The following is a 607-nucleotide window of genomic DNA, read 5'->3' as shown; positions in this document are numbered from 1 at the left end:
GAACGTGTCGGTAGGCGCGGCACTCGCGGGAGGATTCGGGCCGTCCATTGTCCTGATCCTCGTCCTGATGCTGGTGAATTTCTTCCTGTCGGCACGCCACGGTTACGGCGAGGTCTCAAGGACGCCTTTCAAGAAGGGCCTGAGGATCGTCCTCGGGGGAATCCCGGCCATGGGCGGTCCGGTGATCATCCTGGTGGGCATGTTCAGCGGCCTCGTCACGCCCACGGAGGCGGCCGCCGTCGCCGTCTTCTACAGCCTGCTGGTCGGCATCTACGTCTACCGGGACATGAAGTGGCGCCAGATGCCCAAGATGATCGTGGACGCCGGCCTCACCACCGGCACCATCCTGCTCATCGCCATGATCGCCGGCGTCGCCTCCTACATCTTCACCATTGACGGGCTGCCGGCAAAGGTCAGCAGCTGGCTGCTGAGCGTCAGCACTGACCCCACCATCGTCATGCTGCTGATCGGCCTGATCCTGATCATCATCGGAACCGTGATGGACAAAGTTGCAGCTATCCTGCTTTGCACACCGGTGCTCATGCCCGCAGCCGTGTCTTCCGGTGTGGATCCCATCCACTTCGTCGTCTTCCTCGTTGCTGCCCTT

At 62.3% G+C, this 607-nt stretch carries 1 protein-coding gene; it reads left to right on the top strand.

Annotated elements, in window-relative coordinates:
* The coding region (locus P2Q66_RS01005; protein WP_275724871.1) for a TRAP transporter large permease subunit at nucleotides 1–607 on the top strand (607 nt) is incomplete at both ends.

It is taken from the genome of Arthrobacter sp. Cr_A7 (assembly GCF_029222765.1).
Classification (GTDB): Bacteria; Actinomycetota; Actinomycetes; order Actinomycetales; family Micrococcaceae; genus Arthrobacter.
This window is presented reverse-complemented; position numbering and strand designations above follow the sequence as displayed.